We start from the raw sequence: 21,166 nt of genomic DNA, 5'->3' as shown, positions 1-21,166 counted from the left end.
ATCGGCATGGACCACTCGTACGCACTGCGCGCCCCCTGGTACGTACGCGCCCGCGAGAACCTCACCCCCTTCGACGCGGCGGCGCGCCAGCCGGCCCTCCAGAAGTACGGCGGCACGGATTTCGTGGACCGGCTGCTTGCGGACCCGCGCGACAGCCTGGCCTTCGTCGACGAGGACCGATGGGGTTTTCCCGTCCCGGTGCCGAAGGGCGGAGTGAAGAGCGGACGCCTTCGCTTCGTCGACCACTCGATCGTCCGCTCCCCGCTGCGCAAGCTGTACCAGCCGCTGCACGAACGCTTCTACGCCGTCGTGGTCGAACTCTTCTGCGACGAGCCGGGACTACCAAGGGCGGGCGCGGCCGAGGGCGTGGGCCTGTCGTTCGTGATCCGGCGCGAGCGGACACTGGTGCACGACAAACAGGCGCTGCGCGAGCTGGCGCGCAGCCTGATCCACTCACTGTCCAAGGCCCCGGATGCCGCTGAGGCCATGGCCGCGGACTCTCCGCCACCCGTGCCCGACCCCGACGACATGGACGACATGGCGTTCGTCGGCGCGGCGGCGGGACTGCGTCTCACGCCCCACCAGCAGGAGTTGTGGGCGAAGGTGCGCCCACGGCGCACGGTCGAGGGATGGGTGCCGGGACGGGCCGGCACGGGGGTGTGGCGGCACGTGGACTCCGCCGCGCCGCCCGCGCTCCTCCCCGGCGAACTGGAACTCCCGATGTGGCGACTGCCCCCGGGGGAAGCGGACTGCGCCGCCGCCCGCACCCGCGCCCTGTGGTTCGGCGTCGTGCCCACGCACTCCGCGGACCTCGACGAACGCGGTCTGCCGCGCCTCGACGACCGGACGATCTACACGGTGCGCTGCCTGGCCCGGCAGCACCCGGGCCCCGGCCACGAGACCTGCCCCGACCGCTTCTCCTGGAGCGAGCCCACTCTCCCCTACCGCCTGGCGCCGCATGCGGACCCGGAGGGCACCAAGAACCACCGCGTGACGATCACGATGCCGGACCTGCGCGCGGTGGCCGCCCGCGCGGCGCTGCCCCCGGGCCCCGGCGGCGTCGAAATCGTCCAACCCCCCGGCTCCCAGCTCCGCATGGACCCCACGTCCTTCCCACCGAAACGCGCCCCGGGCTTCGGCACGACCACGAGCCGCTGCACGTTCGCCCTCGAACTCTTCATGATCGTCTCGATGTTCGTGTTCAGCCTGTTCCTGCCGGTGGTCGTGTTCGTCTTCCAGCTGTGGTGGCTGTTGCTGCTGCGGTTCTGCTGGCCGAGCGACGCGGAGGCGCTGCAGACGCTCCAGACCTACCTCTACGGCGGGGGCACGTTCGCCGCCATGCCGGCGGAGCAGCGGACCGATCTCAACGAGGTGATGGAGACGGTCGACGCGGCGGAACAACTCGAGGACGCGTCCCTCAGCCCCTCGGAGGGCGGGGACCTGGTCCAGGGCCTCGACCCCAAGCAGGCGGCGCGGCCGGGGGTCGCGGGGGCGGAGAGCAGGCCGGAGGATCCGTTGTGCACAGGCGCGACGCCGCCGTGACGCCGCCGAGGGCATCCTTCGGGGATGCGTTTCACAACGGACTCACGGTCCGCGGAACGTTCCGGTCGACGGTCGTCAGTACCGTCACCGATGCGCACTGTGTCCACCTCGGCGGCGTCGTGGCGGACGGCTTCGTCCCCGTCGTCCCACTTCCTGGCACTCGACACGGTGCGGCGGCGCCCCGCGGACGGCTGGTGCGGGGGTGGCCATCCGCCGATCAACCGGCCGGAGGACCCCGACGAGCGTGAAGCGGAGCAGACGGCCGGCCGCGTGATGCGTTCCATCGCCGAGCCTTCGGCCGAAGGCGTCGGCGAACAGACGGCCCGCTCGCCCATGTCCGTCACCACGGCACTCCCCGGCTGGTCCGGCGGACGCCCGCTCGCCCCATCGACACGGGCCATGTTCGAACCTCTACTGGGTTCCCGCCTGGACCACGTCCGCGTCCACACGGGGGCCGACGCGACCGCAGCAGCACACCACTTCTCGGCGCGCGCCTTCAGCGTCGGACGGGACATCGCATTCGGCGCGGACCAGTACGCTCCGCACACCCCAGCTGGACAGCGCCTGCTCGCGCATGAGCTCACGCACGTCGTGCGTCACCCGGGCGCTGACGGACTGCGCCGGCAAATGGCGGTCCCCAGGATCGCACCGCCCCCTCAGACATTGCCCCTCCTTCGTCCGGCGCCCACGCCCGTGACCAGTCCGTTCCCCGGCCCCCTCCCCCCGCCGTACGTCGGCCCCGTACCAAACCTGGGCGATCCGACGCCAACCATCGGCGAGAGCCAACCCGAACTCTCTCCCGAGCCGGGCGTCGGACCGGAACCGGACCACGGACCAGAACCCGAGCCTCAGCCGCAACCGGAAGAGGGCGACGAAGAACAGAAGAAGCCGGATTGCGGCGACCCGAAGTGGCTGACCATGGTCACCTGGGCCGTCGGCCCGCAGGGACAGGCGGGCAAGGTGACGGCCGAGCCGCTGACCCGCTGTCCCGGCAACACTGGCTCCGTGGCCGATGAGCAGGTCTACAAGACGCAGTTCGACTGCATCCGCCAAAAGGACCAACGCCGGCTCTTCTACCCGATCCACGTGTTGCACGGGCTCACCCGGTTCAGCGGGTCCAGAAATCTGCACGGTCCGGGGCACCTGGCCTGGAACCTCATCATTGGCAGCGCCTCCCTGAACAGCCGCCTGTACCACGGCGCCGAACGCGAAGCGATCAACCTCGCCCATGACCGACGCCGCGCCTTGTGGTACGAGGCGACCGTGGACGGCTACGTACCCGGCAACGAGTTCTTCGCCTCCTCGATCTCGGTGGACTTCGGCACCTTCGACATCCACACACGGGCCCGCGGTCCGCGCATCGGGGGTGGCAGCTTCGCCGAAACCCGACCAGCGCCGGTCTGCCCGCCGTCCACGCCGACGACCGGACTGCCGGCCGTGACCGCCGTGCCGCAACCCGCCGACTTCGCGAGCACCCTGTTGATCTGTCAGGAAGGCCTGGAATCCCGAAGGTTCCGGGTCGAGGACGGCGGAGTGTCCGTGTCGATCCGTGCCGACTGGGTCGCTTCCGGCGCCGGGAGCTGCCCCGAGACCGGCTATTCGATCACCCTGTGGAAGGACAACCCGCATTGGCCGGACGGAAACTTCAAGACACAGCCACTCGCCACAGGCCGCTACACGTCGGTCAGCTGGCGCTATCTGGCCCCGGGGACCTACTACTTCAAGATCCGGCGGGACACCCCCTGGTACGCGACATGGCAGACGAGCAGCCTCGGTTGCTGCCTCCTGGGTGACATCACCGTGCGGACCTTCTCTGCCCCCCCGCTACCTGTCCGGCGCGATCATGGCCTGAGCCGCACAGAGACTCCCATGGAGGCAACCATGACCATCGACGCCTGGGTCGGGCAGGGCCCGGCCTTCCCGTTCCGGCCCGACCGGGCCGGACGCCTCGTGTACAGCGGTGGCGAGGCCCTCGTCCGGCAGTCCATCGAGACGATCCTGGACACCGAACCCGGGGAGCGGGTCATGCTGCCCACGTTCGGCTGCGGACTGCGGCGCTTTCTGCTGCGTCCGAACACTCCGGCCACCCGGACGGCCATGCGGCAGGATATACGGGAGTCGCTGCGCCGCTGGGAACCTCGTATCCAGGTGTCGGAGGTGACCGTAGAACCAGGCGACGATCCTTCCCTGGTGTGGATCACGATCAGCTACACGCGACTGGCCGACCGCCGGGAGGACGACCTCGTCTACCCCTTCTATCTGCGGTGAGCTGCCGCGCCGGACGATCACACGGTGAACCCGTGGACTCGGCCCGCCAGGTCCATGGCCCACAGTTGGCCTTCACCCACCGACAGCGGGCACCCGGGCGGCACTTCGGCGCCGGTGCGGAAGGCCCAGGAGATCGACCCGGTCGACAGTTCCAGGCCGAGGAGCAGGCCTGACAGGTCGGCGGCGAAGAGCACGCCGCCTCGTACGACGGCGGAGTGAACCTGGAGCAACTCACCCGGGAGCACGTCTTCCAGGTCTACTTCGCCGAGCATCCGCCCGGTGTGCGCGTCGATCCGGAAGTATCGCTGGGGAGACAGCAGATGCAGCACATCGCCGGCCCGCGCCACGCTGAACACGGCGTCTCCCAGGGGCCGGTACCACCTGGGCTCCCCCGCGGCGTCGACAGCCAGCAGGCCCCCGCGTACGACGGGCAGGATCAGCCCGGGGCCGGCCACCAGGCATCCGCTCGCGTCGATGACCATCGGCGCGTCGAGCGGCAGGTCCTTGCGCCACAGCGGGGCGGCGGTCCGGGTGTCCCGACGGACCAGGCTGTTCGCCTCCAGGACCAGCACGGACTGCGACGGCGCCAGCAGCACGAATCCCCACCGCTCGCACTCCCCAGCCACCCGCACCGCACCCGAGTCGGGGTCCAGACTGGCCAGGAGCTGACCGCCCGGGGTCGGCAGACAGTTCCAATAGCGCCCGTCGTCCCCCGCACAGGCCAGCCGGGACGCACCGAAGTCGGCCGCCTGCCAGCGGACTTCGCCGGTGTCCAGCCGGACGCAGGTCCACGCGTCCGCCGTGTCGAGCACGATGTCGCGAGAGCCGATCCGGCGCAGTGCGGCCGTCCCGGTCGGCGGAGCGCCAGGCGGGAAGGCGGGAATGCGCCAGCGCTCCGCGCCCCCGGCCTCCCGGTACGCCAACGTGCCGTCCTGACGCGGCAGCAGGACCCCACCCGGCACCGGAACCGGCGTCATCAGACACGCCACGTCCGCCGTGCCGGGGATCGGCTCCGGGTGGGCCAACGAAGGCATGGTCACCTCACCACGATGAGCGCGCCGAAGTTGCTGATCAGTGTCTCCACCTCCGCGGCACTCATACCGAGCCTCCCCTGCCCCGAAGCGTCGCGCAGCGCCTGCGCGGCGGCGGCCCGCAGGGCTCCTTCGTCAGCCAGCCCGGCCGCCCTGTCGAACACCCAGAGGAACCCCCGGGGAGACCTGCCCGCCAGGAGCCAGTCCTTCTGGATCTGCTCGACGAAAACATGGGGGCGGAACTCGAACCAGGACTTGAGCTGGAGCCGCAGCCCGTTCTTGAGCAGCACGTCCACCTCCCGCCGGCCCAGCGCCGTTCCCGCGACCTCTTCGAATCTGCGCACGCTGCGCCACAGCGGCCCTCCGGGCGCCGTGTCCAGATGGCGCAGGACCCACTCCGCGCCGCGAGTCCAGTTCCCCCGCCTGGCCAGGTCGCTCAACACGGCGTCCACGCCTTGCACTCCGGCGGAGCGCAGCCGGCCCAACTCGGTCAGGTAACGGGCGAGTCGGCTGCTGTTGGGGACCGCGCCTCTCGCGGCGGTCATGACCTCGGCGAGCACCACGGGGTCCAGGCCGGTCTTCAGGGCACGGCGTATCTCCGCCCGCACCGCGCGCGTGTCGGCCAGGCGGGGCCGCCCGTGCAGAACGACATCCACGTCGTCCACCATCCGGCCGAGGAAGCGCCGCAGCCGTTTCGCCGAGCCTGCCCTCCCTTCCAGTGCGCGGATGGCGGACTCCAGCTCGTCACCCGCCCGGTGCAGGAACACACGCGCCTGCCGCTCGGCCAGCGAGCCCTCGGTCAGTGCCCCTGCTCTGATCAGGCGCCGCAGGCGGGCGGCTTGTGGACGGGTCGGTGTCACGCCGAGCAGACAGGCCGATCCACACCAGGTCAGCAGACGTCGTACGGCCGGGTCCATGCTCTCGTAGGCCTGTGCCAGACCTGGCTGGACGCGCAGCCTCAACCGGCTTTCGGCGTCAAGGGCGGACACCCACGCGCGGACCTCCGTCCCCAACCCCCGCCCGGCGGCCGCGCCTTCCTCCTCCGCGACGCGCACGAGCCCGCCCCAGCGGGACCGGGCCAGCGCCTCTTCGTTGGCGCCGAGCCTGCGCAGCAGTCCCGAAATCCGGTCGATGTCCTTGACCGGTATGTCGTGGCCTTTGCTTAGCGCCTGTGTCACGCGGGCCACGACCTCTGCGTCGTCCACCGCCGAAACCCGGTACAGCCGCCACATCACCTGTTCCAGCCGTCCCTCGGTCAGGCCGACCCTGGCGGCGGCAGCGGAGAGTCGGAGGGCCGCTTCTCCCGCGCGGACACCGGCACCGACTGCACGCACGACGAGCGGGCCGATCAGCGGGATCAGTTCCATCACTGCGCCCACCCCCAGGAGGGCGAGGTCGAGGCCCGACAGTTCGCGGCCGTAGAAGTCCCGGCCGGTCCGCAGCCCGTACACGAATTCACCGGCCTGGTAGAAGGCGCCGAAGACGGGGATCGCGCTGAGCAGCGTGTCGAGGACGGTGGCCGACATCTCGTAGGGCAGGTCGTTCGTGCCCAGCCACTCGTGCCGGTCGACTTCTCGGTACCACCCGCCCTGGCTGACCAGATAATCCAGGTTCAGTGGTGTGCCCTGCACCGGTACGAGATCCGCCATGGGCAGCTCGACGATCCGTATGGACAGGCCCGCGGCGTCGAGGCCCCGGCCGGCCGCGACCTCGCGCAGTTCGATGCTGGAGACCGCTCCGCCGCGGGTCGTGTCGGGCGGGAGCGGCTCGTCGAGAGCGACCACCGTGCCCGGGCCCGCCGCGATCCTGATCTCGTCACCCGTGGGCAGCCCCGTGACCACCTGCCACGCGTAGGCGGCGCCGAAAGTGGAGCTCAGCTCCTGTGCATTGGCGGTGATCGAAACCATGGCGCCGCTGCGATGCCGGACGTCGACGCTGCCCGAGAGGCTCTTCTCGACGTGCACAGGGTGCGGCTGGGCGCCCGGCAGCTGGAGCAGGCCCGCGGTGGCATCGTCGACGGGCTGCGGGCCGGCGAGAACGGTCGCGTCGATCGCAGCGCCCTGGGCCGGAACCAGGGCCGGATGCGCCACCCTGACCAGCTGCAGCACCAGTTTTCGGCCGTACGTCTGCACCGCCAGTTGTCGGTCGAGCGTGAGCTCTTCGACCCGGACACCGGGTGAGGCCGCCACGACGACGATGCGCTCGTTACGCATCGCGCCCGCCCACTCCCCTTCGATCCGGTACGCGAAGCGCGGTTGCGTGTGCACCGTCCACGAACCGCGGGCCGGGCCGCGGGACGATCCGGGTGGGCTGATCCGGATCGCCGATTCGTCGAGTTCGACCTGGACGGCGCCGTCGCCGAGCTGAACCTCCCTGACCCAGGGCCCGATGACCGTCTCCGTCAGCGGGTCGAGGAACTGGCTGCCGCCCACCCAGCGCTGCTGGACCACGAGTTCGGGCGAGCCGTCCTCCAGGGGTGACGAGGGGGTCCGCTGGACGAGCACTCCGTGGGTGACCGCCACCCGCACGGTACGCTGCGGCAGCGGGGGCGACGGCTCAGGAAGCACCAGCTCGGCGTCCGCTGCCGCGCGCGGGGGCGGCAGCGGAGCCGGGTCCAGGTAGGCGGCGTAGCGGGCCGCCGGCTCCTGCGCCCGGACCTGGAGTTGGTAGGGACCGTACTCGAACAACGTGGTCCGAGCATCGGGCTGGTCCACCGTGACGCCCTCGTCCTTGACCCGTGCGCCGGTCTGAAGCGGCGCGACCACCACGGCCTCGCCCAGCGCGGCGGACAGGGCGGCGGAGCCGGACACCGTGCGCGACAGGTCCAGCGCCAGGGCTCCGGGCGCACCGGCGGCCCCGCGTCCGGTGGACGGGGCCGGCGAGCGTCCGCTGCTGCCCGGGGGCGGCCGCTTGACGGGGGCCCGCACCGCGCGCTTACCGTTTCCCATCCGGTCAGGTCAACAGGCCGACCGTCACCTGCCGGTCACCGGCGCCTTGGCCCACCCCGAGCCGCGGCCCCCGCAACGCTGCCGTGACGTGGGCGCGCGGACGATCGGAGCATGGAGAACCGGCTGGTGCCTGCCCCGGACGGCAGGCCATGACCCTCATCGCCCCCGTCCTCGACGACCGTGACTTCGAGCAGCTGCGCGCCGAGCTGATCCAGCGCATCCCCACGTTCACCCCGGAGTGGACGGACCACAACGACAGTGATCCGGGGATCGCGCTGCTCGACCTGTTCGCGTTCCTCGGTGAGTCCGTGCTGTTTCGGTTCAACCAGATTCCGGATGCCACGAAGGTCGCGTTCCTGAGCCTGCTCGGGGTGCCCGCGCTGCCCGCACGGCCCGCGCACGTGTTGGCTGCCCTGCGCACCGGGGTGACGGGTGGGGTGCGGGTGCCGCGCGGGGGTGAACTGCGGGGCGGGGGTGTGTCGTTCGAGACCGAGCGGGACGTGGCCGTGTGGCCGGTTGAGGCGTTCGGCGTGGTGAAGGAGGGGGTGCCCGCGGCGGCCGAGGACGATGCCGCGGAGCAGGCGCGCCGTTGTGACGCGCTGCTGCGGCTCGGGCTCGGCAGTGGTGGGCGGGTGCGGTTCTTCCGGCCGCGGGTGCTGCCCACCGATCCCGCGGCGCCCGGCGCGGAGCCGGTCGATGTGGCCGAGGCCGTGGACCGGGCCCTGTGGGTCGCGGTGCTGCGGGGGGAAGGCGTCGAAGCGGAGCCGCTCGCCGCGGAGTTGGGCGGGCGCGCCCTGTGCCTGGGGATCGCCTTCGACGAGAGTACGGACCGGTCGTTCCGGCTGGGCGAGCTCGACGCGGCGGGCGCCGAGCGCTATCGGTCGACCGCCCTGGACGGTGAGGTGCCGCCGACACTGTGGCGGCTGTGGACCGGCGACGGCACACCGCCGCGCACGCTGGACGTCGCCGCGGACACCACCGAAGGGCTCACCACGACGGGGGTCGTGGAGCTGACGCTGCCCGATCCACTGGCGCTGCCCGATCCTTCCGCGCCGCCGTCCGGAGGCGCCGACAGTCCGCCTGCGCTGGAGGACGCGGCGACGGCCGCCCGGGTTGTCGCCTGGTTGCATGCGACCCGGCCGCAGCCCGGCGCCGGCGGCACCGGCAGCACAAACGGCTCCGGCGACACCAGCGGCTCCGGCGAACCGATCCACCGCGTCCGCTGGGTGGGCGCCAATGCCGTCCGCGCGACCCAGGCCCGATCGATCCCCGCCCCGGAACTCCTCGGCACCGGCACGGGCGGCGCCGGACAGGCGTACCCGCTGGTGCGTCAGGGCGTTCTGGCCGGCACCGTCGTGCTGGACGTCGAGGAGGCGGGGCGTTGGCGGCAGTGGAGCGAGGTCGGGGGCTTCGCCGCGTCCCGCGCCGGGGACCGGCACTACACCGTGGATCTCGCGGCGGGCGAGGTGCGGTTCGGCAGTGGTGGGCAGGGCCCGCGGGTGCCGCAGATCGGGGAGCGGATCCGGGTGCGCGCCTACCGGTACGGCGGCGGCGCGGCCGGGAACGTGCCGGCCGGTGCGATCGACCAGGTCGTCGATGCCACCGGCGTCGAGGTCGGCAATCCGCTGCCCGCGACGGGCGGGCGCGACGCGGAGCCGCTGGACGCCACGCTGGAGCGGATCCCCGGCGAGGTGCACCGCCGCGACCGGGCCGTCACCACCGACGACTTCCGTGAACTGGCCCTACAGGTGCCCGGGGTGGTCCGCGCGGAGACGCTGCGGCTACTGCACCCCGACCACCCCGAGGTCCCCGCGGCGGGCGTGGTCAGCGTCCTCGTACTGCCCTCCGATGACGTCCGCGCCCCGGCGGCCCCGCTGCCCGACCGGGCCCTGCTGCGCGAGGTCACCCGGCATCTCGATCCGCGTCGGCTGATCACCACCGAGCTGTATGTGATCCCGCCGGAGTACCGTCCGGTCGGCCTGGCCGCGGGCATCGTCGTACGCGAAGGGTTCCAGGTGGACGCCGTGCGCCGCTGGGTCGAGCTCATCCTGCGCCAATTCCTGGCCCCCCTGCCCCCGTTCGGCCCCGAAGGCCAGGGCTGGCCGCTCGGGCGCACCGTGCGGCGAGCCGAGCTGGAGGCCGTGGCCGTGCAGGTCGACGGGGTGGAGTACCTGGACGGGCTGCTGCTCGCCGTGCCCGATCGAGCGGCACCGAACGGCATGCGGACGGTGCCGCTGGTCGAGCTCGAACGCTACCAACTCCCCGAAGTCGTCGACCTGACGGTGGTGTCGGGTGCGCCGCTCGCCCCCGGCAGCGGCTACCGCCCGCTCCCGCCCGCCGACGCGGACGTGGTGATCGCGCCGCTTCCGCGCGACGTCTGCTGAGCGGGGTCCGGCATGGACACCGCCGCGTACAGCCTGCTCGCCCATCCCGACCAGTGGGCCCGCTGCCGTCATGAGAACACCGCCCTGCTGCCGGGCGGAGGCATCCAACTCGGTTGGCAGGACACCGAGTCGGTTCCCGACGGCGACGTTCCCGTGCGCCGGCCGCCGCCCGGTCTCGCCTTCGACCGGTGGGGCAGCGCCTACCGCAGTTGGCCCGACGAGGACCGGATCGGGGTCCGGGCGCCGGAGGCGGGCCCGCTGTCCACGACCGATCTGGACTGGGCAGGCCCGTTCCGACGCCCGTCCGCCCTCGCCGTCGACTCCGATCAGCGGCTGTACGTCATCCAGGACGCCGGTGCGCGGATCACGGTCGTCGATCTGTGGGCGCGTGGAGCGCTGCGCAAGGTCACGGTCGCCACGCCGCGGCATCCGCGGCGCACGGCGGTGGACGTCGCGGCGCACTGCCGTGCTGCGCTGGTTCTGACCCGGCGGCCCGTCGGCCTTCTCGTGGTCGCCGGGTGTCAAGGTCCTTGCGCCGGGCCACCGTTGGTGCGTCCGCGGTGTCGGGGCGCCGTGGCGGCGGTGCGGGTCACCACGGCACCGGACGGGACGGTGCTCGTCCTGTGGGACCGCGCGGACCTGCCCCCACTGATCGCCGACACCGAGGGCCACCCGGTGGTCGAAGTGCCGGGCGCGGTCGACCTGTCGGCCCGCGCGGACGGCACGCTGGCCGTGGCCTGCCGGCCGGGTGCGGCGCTGCGCCGCTTCGCGCCGGTGGAGGAGACGGGGCTCGGCACCGGGGTGCTCGAACTCGATCCACTGGCACAGCCGGGGTTCGACGGGGGTTCGATTGCGGAGTCCCACGGCCGTCTCGTGTACACGACCGACCGGGCCGCGGGCTCCGTGGGCGGGTACACCTGGGCCGGCAACCCCCGTGTCCGCCACCTCGCATCGGGCCGCGTCGTCACCTACCGCCTGGACAGCGGCGCATACCGCACGCGTTGGGGGCGGGTCTTCCTCGACGCGTGTCTGCCGCCCGGCACCGATGTCGCCGTGCGCGGACTCACGACGGACGACGACGAGGTCATCGACCCCGTCTCCCCCGCTCCCCCGGCCCGGGGTGGTGTCACCGTCCGGCGGCCCGATCTGACGCCGCCGCTTCCCGAGGCCACCGCGCTCGCCGTCGCGAGCACGTCGACCGCCGCGCCGCTGTTCCGGAGGCCGACGGGCCGGGAGCAGCCCTGGGCGCAGATCCCGGCGGACGACCGCTTCGAGACCTACGAGGTCCCGGTGGGCGCCCCACCCGGCCGCTACCTGTGGCTGCTGATCGACCTCGCCGGCACCACCGAACTCACACCTCGGGTGCGGGAGTTGCGGGTCGAGCGGCCCGGCCACCGGATGCTCCACCATCTCCCCCGCGCCTGGTCCCGGGACGACGGCGACGCCGATTTCCTGCACCGCTTCCTCGCTCCGCTGGACGGCCTGCTGCGTGAGCTGGACGGCCGCGCCGTGCGGCGCGCCCTGCTGGTCGACCCGTCGGCCACTCCGCAGGAGGCGTTGGCCTGGCTCGCCGGGTTCGCCGGTCTGGCCCTGGACCGGCGCTGGCCGGAGGCGGCCCGCCGGGAGCTCATCGCGCAGGCGTACGCCCTGTTCGCGCGGCGCGGCACGCTCGCCGCGCTGACCCGGATCCTGTCGCTCTACCTGGGCCGTCCGCCAGCCCTCGTCGAGAGCTGGCGGCTGCGCGGCGTCCCCGGCGCCGTGCTCGGAGCGGGCCCAGGCAGCCCCGCGCCCGCGCGGCTCGGCGCGACGATCAGGACCGGCGGCTCCCCCGGCGACGGATCGGCGGCCGGGCCGCGCGGCTCCCCCGACGGTTTCGCCACCGCGGCCCACCGGTTCAGCGTGCTCGTCCCCGCCGACCTGAGCCGCGAGCAGCGGGACGTCGTGGAGAAGATCCTCGCGGACCAGCGGCCCGCACACACCCAGGTGGAGATCTGCGAACTCGGCCCCGGCATGCGCGTCGGCCGCCACCTGCACGTCGGACTCACCTCAGTCGTCGGGGCGGGCGCCCGGTGGGGGCTCGCGGTGGTGGGCCGGGTCGCGGTCGGCGGGGACGGGGTCGTGGGTGTACCGCCGGTGTGCGAGGGGTGACGAGCAGAGAGTGCAGGGGCGGGGTTCTCGACAGGGCGAAAGGGCTGAGACGTGGACACCCAGTTGTCGATCGGCCGCTTCGTCGCGCAGGCGCCCGCCGCCGACGAGCCTCGGATCGCGCGGCTCGCGGAAGCGGTCGTACGCGACGACGTGGCAAGGGAACTGGACACCACCGAGGTGCCCGCCGGGATCTGGTGCCTTCAACGGCTCGACATCCGCGTCACGCTCGACGACGACGCCACCGACGCGGCGCTCCGCCGGGCCTGGGCGACGGCCCTCGTCTCGCGGCTCGTCGAGGCACTGACGGCCCCCGATCCCGATGTCGTGCACTACGACGGGCCCGCGCACGCGGTCGCGGACCTGATCGCCTCGGTGGCGCTCGGCAGGCTGGACCGGGCCTGGGCCTGGGAGAAGGCGGGCGTTCACAGCCGAGGGGATCCGGACCCGGCGAGCGCGCCCGGAGCGGCGATCGTGGCGGCGCTGCGGCGGCTGTGCGCGCACCGTCCGGGGGCCGGTCCCGGCGCGCTGCTCGACGCGGTGCACCGCGCGGGGCTCGCCGCGCCGCACCAGGTGCTCGGCGGGCCGCGCGCACGCCATCGTTGCGGTGGCTGGCCCGCCGTCGCGGCGCTCCTCACGGTGGCCCCGGAGGTGCCGGGCACCGCCGAGTCCCCCACCGGCCGACGGCGGGACGCAGCGGGCCACCCCCACACCGCCGCCCCGGCCGACGCGTCCGTCCCGTGCGCCCAACACACACTGCCCGCCGCCCTGTTCGGCCGGTCGGTGCTGGCCGGGGAGATCCGACGGTCCCGGCTGCGTCCCGACGGCACGGACGCCTCGGCCTGGGCGGCGCTGGTGGTGGCCGAGACCGATCCCGCCGGCCTCGGCCGGACGGACGCACGTGAACTGCTCTGCGCGGTGGCCGACTTGGTGTCCGGGGCGGCGCGTCCCACTGCCCCCGCCCACCCTTCGCACGAGACCACGGGCGTGGGCGCGGTTTCCGGTCCGTCGCCCGCCATGCCCACCCCGGAGCCACACACCCGTCCTCCGGACAGCACCGGAATCGACGTCGAAGCGGGCACGGAGCCGGAGTCCGACGCCCAGGGCCTGTCGACCGCGTGGGCCGGGCTCCTCTTCCTGCTCTCCCTGGCCCCGGCGGTCGGCCTGCCCCACACCGTGCTCGCCGACGCGGCCCTCGCCCGCCGCCCCCTGCCCTGGGTACTGCACGCCGTGGCCCACGCTCTGCTCCCGCTGTCCGACGACGACCCGGCCGTCCTGGCCTTCTGCGGGCTCGACCCCACGGCTCCCCGCCCGTGGCGGTCGGTCGCCCCTCCGGCCGCCGACGAGACGTGTGCCGTGCGCACACTCGCCGAGCGATGGTCTCGGGCGGCCGCCGCGAGCCTCGGACGATCCGAGCACGCCGGTGCGGAAACGGTGCGGGAGCTGTCCGCGCGCCACGGGACCGTCTTCTTCTCTCCCGGTTGGACCGAGGTGGTGCTCGCTCTGGACGAGGTGGACGTCGACGTCCGCGTCGCGGGCCTGGACCTCGACCCGGGGTGGGTGCCGTGGCTCGGACGCGTGCTGCGCTTCCGGTACGCGTGAGGGCGGCCGCGTCACGCGCGGGTGACGACCACGGGCCAGGCTGGCGGTCATGACAATCCTGGAGGGCACGTACTCGGTGGCGCCGGGTACGGAGCTGTCGCAGGAGCGGTACCGCGCGAGCCTGAGCCTTTCGGCGCGCGCCGCACGGGTCGCCCTGCGGGTCGCCGATCTGGTCGCGGCCAACTGTTCGGCGGAACCCGCGGGCCCTGCCGAGGCTTTCCTGCGGTCCTGGGCCGAACACGCCGCGCACGCCGCTCAGTCCATCTGTGACGGGCCGGTGAGCCTCCCGCACCCACTGGACCGGCTCCGAGCCCACTACCAACTGGGCGCACCGGCAACCGATTTGATGCTCCTTGCGGGCCTCCCGGAGGAGCACGAGGGCCTCGCCGGCACCTTCCGGGCGCTGCACCCCCGCGGCGAACCCCGTCCGACACTCGGCCTCGCCGCGCTCCTTGCCTCCCCGGACGGAGGAGACGGCCGCCCGCTGATCCGTCGCGAGTGCGCTCCCGGCGGGGTCATCGGCGAAGGGCTCGTGCGGCTCGGTGACGGTCCGTTGTTCGAGCGTTCCGTCGAGCCGGCCCCGGCGCTGTGGGAGGCCCTGCACTCCATGGACGTCTGGCCTCCCGGGCCCGCCCGGGTGACCGTCGACGACGCCCCGCCCGGCCTCGACGGATGGCTCCGGCTGCCCGCCGTGCGCCGCGCGGCGACCGCGCTCACCTCGCCGGTGGCGCGGACACTCGTACTCGCCGACGAGGACGAGAGTGTCACGCTCAGCCGCTGTGCCGCCCTGGCGGACTCCGCGGGAGTCCGTCTCGTGGCGGCGCGGGCCGCTCCCGACGACACCGTGCGGGCCCGCCTCTTCGCGGCGCACGCGGCGGCGCGCGGGGCCGTTCCGGTGTTCTGCCACGCCGACCCCGGGCCGTGCGACGGGGCAGCGGACGCACCCGTACTGGACCTTGCCTGGCTGCGCGGGCCCGCGCTGGTGTGCGCCCGGCCGGGAGGCCTGCGTCCGACGGGGCTGCGGCCCGTGCTGACGGTGCCGCCCGGGCCGCTCACCCTGGACGACCATCGCGGCGCCTGGTCGCGGAGCCTGCCGGGGCTGCGGTCTTCCGCGACCGCGCTGGCCGCCCGGCATCCGCTGGACCCGGCGCTGACCGCAGTGGTCGCAGCCGATCTGGACAGCCGAGCGCGGCTCGGCGCGCGGACGGAGCCGGCGGACGTGTCGGCCGCCATCCGGCACCGGGCCCGCACCGGCCTGCCGCCGGGGGTCACGCTGAGCACGCCGTCCGTCGCCTGGGAGCAGTTGGTGCTGCCGTCCGAACCGGAGCGGCAGCTGAAGGACGCGGTGGCCAGGCTCGAACAGCGGCAACTCGTCCTGGAGGACTGGGGGTTCGGCGCGCAGCTACGGGCCGGGCGCGGGGTGCGGATGCTGTTCACCGGGCCGCCGGGCACCGGCAAGTCACTCGCCGCCGCGGCCCTCGCCGCGGCCGCGCGGACGGACCTGCTCCTCGTCGACGTGGCCCGCCTCGTGTCCAAGTGGATCGGCGAGACGGAGAAGAACCTGTCGGGCGCCTTCGACGCCGCCGAGCGCACCCAGGCGGTCCTGCTGCTGGACGAGGCGGACGTGCTGTTCGGCTCGCGGACGCAGATCAAGGACGCCAACGACCGCTACGCGAACCTGGAGACCGCGTACCTGTTGCAGCGGATGGACACATTCGACGGGCTCGTCGTCCTCACCTCCAATCTGCGGCAGAACATCGACGCGGCGTTCCTGCGGCGGATGGACTTCCTCGTCGAGTTCGGCCTGCCCGACGCCGAGGCCAGGATCCGGCTGTGGCGGCTGCACCTGCCCGAACAGGCACTGCTCGCCGCCGATGTGGACCTGGACGTGCTGGCCCGGATGTACCCGGTGCCGGGCGCCTGGATCCGCGGCGCCGCCCTGGGCGCCGCCTTCCTCGCGGCACCGGGCGGCGGGCCCATCACACGCGGCCATCTGCTGTGCGCGATGCGCCGCGAGTACTCGAAGGCGATGCGGCCCTATCCGGGCGAGCCTCCGTCCGGGCACCTGGAGGAGTGGGCATGAGCGGCTGCGAGGGACGGCTCGCCCCGCACGACTGCCACCCCGACGGCGAGCTGCCGGTCAATCCCTTCCTGACGCTGCGCGCCCGGTACGGGATGCTGCTGGACGAGGACGACTTCATGACCCTCATCGGCAACGCCCGCGGCAAGCTGATGCTGCATCACGCCTGGCTGCACGGCACCGGGATCGTGCGCGGATTCCGCGTCACGGTCGACGTCGACGCCACCGGGACGCGACTGCTGCGGGTCGCCTCCGGGCTCGCCGTCGACGGCCTGGGACGTGAGCTGTACCTCGACGCCGACTGGTGCTGCGACCTGGCCGCCCTGGTCAGGGAGTTCGGGGGCGAGGGAACGGTCGGGAGCCGCGGGCCGGAGCGGACCGTCGACGCCTGGCTGAGCGCCCGCCTCGACCCGTGCCCGACGTCCCCGGTGCCCGCCCTCGCCGACCCCTGCGATCTGTCGCGGCAGCACACCACCCACTCCCGCGTGGCGGAACGGGTCCGGTTGACGCTGCGTCCGGGACCGTGCCCCGATCCTGCTGCCGCGCCCTACCACCGCGTACGCGTCCTGCTCGGGCTGGACGAGGTGGCTCCCGGCGACCTCGCGGGCCACGAGGCGGCGCGGGCCGCGGCCCGGATCGCTCAGTCGCCCGAGGAGCGGCGGGCTGCCGACCTGCTCGACACCTTTCACCGGCTGGCCGCCGCGGACGCCGCCGACCTGGCCCCGTTCACTCCCGAGGACGGCGCCGCCTCCCTCTTCCCGTGCGACGAGCCCGGCGCCGTGCCGGTGGCCGGGCTGCGGCTGCGCGTGCACGGGTACGGGAAGGACCTGCGGCTGCTCGACCACGACATCGACCTGTGCCGACGCCCCACGCTGCTGCCGACCGCGACCATCGCCGACCTGGTCTGCGGGCTCGCCCCGGCCCTCCTCGACACGCACCCCGCCGTGGACGCCGGCGGGCCGCGCGTCGAGCGCACGGTCGAGTGGCCGGAGCCCCACGTGCTGCGGCTGCGCGTGACGGCGCCCCTGCTGAGCGGATCGTTGGAGGGCCGCCCCGTGACGGTGACGTCTCTGGCGGATGACGGCTGGGTGCACGAGGACATCGCCCGGATCACGTACGACCCCGACGAACTGACCGTGAGCGTCGCCCTGCACGACCCGCCCGTGTACGACCTGGTCCGGGTCACCGTCCGCGGCACCGGGCCGACCCCGGTGTTCGGCGCGCACCCGCGGGTGCCGCTGGCGGGTCTGGTGGGCGGTCCGCCGGGCACCGAACACGACGGCAACGACGCGGCGCTCACGCTGCGGGCCGGGACGGACGGCGACGAAGGGGACGCACCATGAGCACGCCCGAGATCAGTCGGTTGACGCCGTTCGACGGAATGTTCCTGCGCGCGGTGCACCTGCAGCGGATTCAGCTCTACACACAGGCTCTCTCCCGCGCGCTCGGCCGCTCCGGCGGGCCCGGCGTCGTGCACGGCTACGGCCTGGCGCTCGCCGGTGATCCCGGCAAGCCGCCGACCCGGCTCGACGTCGCGCCCGGCCTCGCCGTCGATGGCGACGGCAACGTCCTGCTGTCCACGTCGACCATCCGTGTCCCGCTGCCCGCCGATGGGGAGGACGACGTGTGGCGGGTCGAACTCGTCGCGACGGAGGAGCCGTTCGGGCACGAGAAGAGCTACGGGGACCTGTGCGTCGACCCGTGCAAGGGCGACCGGGGCACTGCCCCCTTCGTCGGAGAGGGGGTCGCGGTGGACCTCGCTCGCGTCCGCTTCGAGCCAGGCCCCGATCCGCGCGCGGCGAGCTTCCGCAATCATGTGGCGTCCCTCCACTTCGAGCGGGAACGGCGCGAGGGATTCCCACTCCTCGCCGCGTCCGACCGGGACCGCACCGACGAGCAGAACCGCCCCCTCACTGGCGTCGACTGGGTGACGCCCACCGGCCCCGCGCCCGGCCCGGTGAGCATCGCCCTGCTGCTGCGCACCGCGGACGGATTCGTGGTGGACGTCTGGGCGGGCCGCCGCGACCGGGTGGGTACCGCCCCGGAGACCGGCTGGACCACCCGGCTCGCGATGCGGCCCTGGCCGGTGTTCATCGCCCAACTCCTGCAGTTCCAGGACCAGCTCGGCTCGGTGTGGCCGACGATGCGGGCGGCGTCCGCGCCGCCCGCCGACATCGCTGCGGAGCACACCCTGACGGTGGACGTGTCCACGCCGCTCAACAGGGCGATCGAACTGCTGGAGTCCCGCAAGACGCTGGAGCCGAAACGCCTGCTGGAGGGCCTCCGCACCGACCTGGGCGGAAAGCGGGCGGTCACGGCGGGGGCCAGCCTGCGGGAGTTCGGATTCGACGAGCTGCCGCCGGCCGGCTATCTGCCCGCCGAACCGGGAAACATCTACGACGGGATCCGGCGGCTCTTTCCCCCGCATGCGGGCCTCACCTTCAACGCCTACCGCGCGGACACCGTCGTGGAGTTGGTTGCGCGAGCGCAGCACGCGGACCGCATCCCGCTGACGCGGGGCGAAGGGCTCCAGCCGCCCCGGATCGAGATCATGGTGCCGGTGCCGGAGCCCTACACGGACGGCCACGATCTGCAGACGAACCGCTCGTGGGTCGCCTTCCGCAGGGCCGTCCACCTCCCGGACAACGCCGACGATCCCCTTTGACGGGACGAGCCCTGGGGCCGCACCGGGCACCCGCTGACAGAGGTGGAGCACGTCGCCGGCTACAGCTGCTCGGAGAGCGACCGCAACAACGCGCACAACTCGTCCAGGTCGACGGTCCTGAGGGCCCGCTCCCGTGACGACGGCGACAACGTCAGGTGGTACCGCAATTGGTAGAGCACATGGTCGCCGTCCCGGCGGATCGTGAGGACCCCCACCACTGGTCCACGCCCGTGCTGAGGCATCTCAGAGGATGTGGCACGTCCTGAAGGAGTCACCGAACAAGCGTCCCAGCGTCACGTCACTGGGCCGTGACGCTTCACCTCTCGTACCAGCTTGGGGAGTTGCGCGGACGCCGCGGCCACCCGACGGATATCGTCCCTGAGGGGTGGCCGGACACGACGGGGGGGGCTCGCGTTGGATCGCCTGACCGAGAGGGAAGCGGGGCCGGAACCTGGTGGTCCCCGTGCCGGTGCGGCAGCCGGATCATCCCGCGTACTGCCCACCATCCTGGGCACCTGGCTCACCGCGATCGCCGGCCTCGCCGCTCTGATAGTTGTCGCGCTCGGCGTCCTGTACTCCGGTGACAGCAAGCCGGGCGGCGTGGACAGCTGGATCGTCCATCCGACGGCGGACAGCGTGGGACCGCCCTGGCGCCGCGTCGGCCTTGCCGTCGACTGGCTCGGGGAACCCCTCGGTTCGGTGCTGCTGGTGGGTACGGTCGTCGTCGTCTGCCTGCTGCTTCGTGGGCTTCGTACGGCCGTGTTCGTCGTGGCGGCCGTCGCCCTGACCGTCGGGGTGGGAACGCTCGTCAAGCCGCTGGTGGGGCGCACCATCCACGGTGCGGACAATCTGTCGTATCCGAGTGGGCACACAGCCTTCCTCACCGCGCTGGCCGTCGCGGTGGCACTGCTCGCGGTCGGACGACTCGGTCTCGGCGGGGTGGCAGGGACGTCGCTGATCCTCGGCGCAGCGCTGGTCGCGGGGGCCGCCATGGGATGGGCGCAGGTCGCGCTCAGCGCGCACTACGCGACCGATGTCCTCGGCGGCTGGTGCCTCGCCCTCGCCGTGGTGCCCGCCACCGCGTGGCTGGTCGACCGGGTCGCGGACACCGGCCGACCAGCTCGCCGCTGACTCAGGCGAGGCGGCGGAACACCGGCTTGACCGGCCGTCCGGCCAGCCACGGCGTGGGGTCGCCGGCGTCGAGCGCCTTGCGGTACACCGCGCAGGCGTCGGCCACCGCGTCGATGGTGCGGTCGATGTCGGCGTCGGCGAGCGCGCTGCTCACCACGAACGACGGGGCGAGGACGCCGCCCATGAGGAGCCGGCGCAGGAACAGCGTGCGGTACAGCTGTGAGGGCTGACCGTTCTCGTCGAGGGTGGCGAAGACGAGGTTGCTGGCCCGGCCCTTGACGAGGACGTTCTCGCCGACGCCCATGCTCGACGCGGCCTCGCGCACCCCTGCGGCGAGGCGTTCGCCGAGGGTGTGCAGGCGCGCGCTGATGCCCTCCTCCACGTACGTGCTCTGGACGGCCATCGCCGCCGCCAGGCAGTGGGTCTCCGCGCCGTGGGTCGTGGAGAGCAGGAAGACGCGCTCGCCGCGGTGGCGCAGTCCGCCGTGCTCCATCAGTTCGCGCCGCCCGGCGAGCGCCGAGACGGCGAAGCCGTTGCCCAGCGCCTTGCCGAACGTGGAGAGGTCGGGCACGACCCCGTACAGGCCCTGGGCGCCCGCCTCTGACCAGCGCAGGCCGGTGATCATCTCGTCGAAGATCAGTACGCAGCCGTGCCGGTCGGCGAGGTCCCGCAGCCCTTCGAGGTAGCCGGGCGGGGGTTCGCGGTGGGCCGCGGGTTCGAGGATCAGGCAGGCGACCTCGTCCGCGTACCGGCTCAGGAGCGCTTCCGTGGCGGCGAGGTCCCCGTACGGGAAGGACACCGTGAGGTCGGTGGTCGCCGTCGGGATGCCCGCCGACATGGGCGTGGTGCCGATGAACCAGTCGTCCGTGGAGAAGAACGGGTGGTCGGCGCAGATGGCGACCCGGCTCCGCCCGGTGACGGCGCGCGCCAGGCGCACCGCGGCGGTGGTGACGTCGGAGCCGTTCTTCGCGAACTTCACCATGTCGGCGGTCGGCACGGTGGCCAGGAAGCGCTCGGCGGCCTGGACCTCCACGATGGACGGCCGCACGAAGTTGCTGCCGCGGTCGATCTCCCTGCGCACCGCGTCGTTCACGCGCGGGTGGGCGTGTCCGAGGCTGACCGAGCGCAGGCCCGAGCCGTACTCGATGTAGCGGTTGCCGTCGATGTCCCACACATGGGCGCCGCGCCCGTGGCTGATGACCGGAGCGAGGTGTTCGGGGTACTGGTCGTCGCCCTTGGCGTAGGTGTGCGCGCCGCCGGGGATCATGGCGTGCAGCCGGTCGTTGGCCGATCGCGACCGGGGCAGCTGGAACTCTTCGGTGTCCGACAGGTCGACGGTGTCCGACGTGTTGTGGATGGGCATGCCGGCC

General features: G+C 73.2%; 13 protein-coding genes. 9 read left to right on the top strand and 4 right to left on the bottom strand.

Features of this window, described 5'->3' with window-relative positions; all coding sequences use genetic code 11:
* Positions 1–6 precede the first annotated feature (6 nt).
* The gene (locus tag ACZ7L4_RS04500; RefSeq protein WP_472099598.1) at positions 7–1,542 is read left to right on the top strand and encodes a hypothetical protein; all 1,536 of its coding nucleotides are present in this window, start codon (positions 7–9) and stop codon (positions 1,540–1,542) included.
* A 90-nt stretch (positions 1,543–1,632) separates the two neighbouring features.
* A complete protein-coding gene (locus ACZ7L4_RS04495; protein WP_472099596.1) occupies positions 1,633–3,810 on the top strand; it encodes an eCIS core domain-containing protein in 2,178 nt (725 codons plus the stop codon).
* Between the two features lie 17 nt (positions 3,811–3,827).
* Here ACZ7L4_RS04495 and ACZ7L4_RS04490 read toward each other — a convergent pair whose 3' ends face one another.
* Together ACZ7L4_RS04490 and ACZ7L4_RS04485 are read right to left on the bottom strand one after the other, a co-directional pair.
* Complete coding sequence (locus tag ACZ7L4_RS04490; RefSeq protein ID WP_472100393.1) at positions 3,828–4,844, bottom strand: outer membrane protein assembly factor BamB family protein; 1,017 nt, start codon at positions 4,842–4,844, stop codon at positions 3,828–3,830.
* Positions 4,845–4,846: 2 nt separating this feature from the next.
* Entirely contained in the window at positions 4,847–7,789 is a 2,943-nt protein-coding gene (locus tag ACZ7L4_RS04485; RefSeq protein ID WP_472099594.1) for a hypothetical protein, read from the bottom strand.
* Positions 7,790–7,938: 149 nt separating this feature from the next.
* Between ACZ7L4_RS04485 and ACZ7L4_RS04480 the strand changes: the two genes are divergently transcribed.
* From ACZ7L4_RS04480 to ACZ7L4_RS04455, 6 genes are read left to right on the top strand one after another with little or no spacing between them, the layout of a single operon-like run.
* Positions 7,939–10,173, top strand: a complete 2,235-nt coding sequence (locus ACZ7L4_RS04480) for a putative baseplate assembly protein (RefSeq protein WP_472099593.1) — start codon at positions 7,939–7,941, stop codon at positions 10,171–10,173.
* Between the two features lie 12 nt (positions 10,174–10,185).
* A complete protein-coding gene (locus ACZ7L4_RS04475; RefSeq protein WP_472099591.1) occupies positions 10,186–12,321 on the top strand; it encodes a phage tail protein in 2,136 nt (711 codons plus the stop codon).
* A 51-nt stretch (positions 12,322–12,372) separates the two neighbouring features.
* Positions 12,373–13,920, top strand: coding sequence for a hypothetical protein (locus tag ACZ7L4_RS04470; protein WP_472099589.1), 1,548 nt, complete (start codon positions 12,373–12,375; stop codon positions 13,918–13,920).
* A gap of 49 nt (positions 13,921–13,969) precedes the next feature.
* Positions 13,970–16,003: an ATP-binding protein gene (locus ACZ7L4_RS04465; RefSeq protein ID WP_472099587.1), complete on the top strand. Its 2,034-nt coding sequence runs from the start codon at positions 13,970–13,972 to the stop codon at positions 16,001–16,003.
* Entirely contained in the window at positions 16,000–17,343 is a 1,344-nt protein-coding gene (locus ACZ7L4_RS04460; RefSeq protein ID WP_472099585.1) for a hypothetical protein, read from the top strand. The genes ACZ7L4_RS04465 and ACZ7L4_RS04460 overlap by 4 nt, the downstream gene beginning before the upstream one ends.
* The gene (locus tag ACZ7L4_RS04455; protein WP_472099583.1) at positions 17,340–18,665 is read left to right on the top strand and encodes a hypothetical protein; all 1,326 of its coding nucleotides are present in this window, start codon (positions 17,340–17,342) and stop codon (positions 18,663–18,665) included. The genes ACZ7L4_RS04460 and ACZ7L4_RS04455 overlap by 4 nt, the downstream gene beginning before the upstream one ends.
* Before the next feature lie 59 nt (positions 18,666–18,724).
* On the opposite strand, the gene ACZ7L4_RS04450 is transcribed toward ACZ7L4_RS04455, so the two are convergent.
* Complete coding sequence (locus ACZ7L4_RS04450) at positions 18,725–18,880, bottom strand: hypothetical protein (RefSeq protein ID WP_472099581.1); 156 nt, start codon at positions 18,878–18,880, stop codon at positions 18,725–18,727.
* 280 nt (positions 18,881–19,160) lie between these two features.
* Between ACZ7L4_RS04450 and ACZ7L4_RS04445 the strand changes: the two genes are divergently transcribed.
* Entirely contained in the window at positions 19,161–19,796 is a 636-nt protein-coding gene (locus tag ACZ7L4_RS04445) for a phosphatase PAP2 family protein (RefSeq protein ID WP_472100392.1), read from the top strand.
* A 1-nt stretch (position 19,797) separates the two neighbouring features.
* On the opposite strand, the gene ACZ7L4_RS04440 is transcribed toward ACZ7L4_RS04445, so the two are convergent.
* Positions 19,798–21,159: a glutamate-1-semialdehyde 2,1-aminomutase gene (locus ACZ7L4_RS04440; protein ID WP_472099580.1), complete on the bottom strand. Its 1,362-nt coding sequence runs from the start codon at positions 21,157–21,159 to the stop codon at positions 19,798–19,800.
* Positions 21,160–21,166: the final 7 nt, after the last annotated feature.

Source organism: Streptomyces sp. NPDC107575 (assembly GCF_055657265.1).
This window is presented reverse-complemented; position numbering and strand designations above follow the sequence as displayed.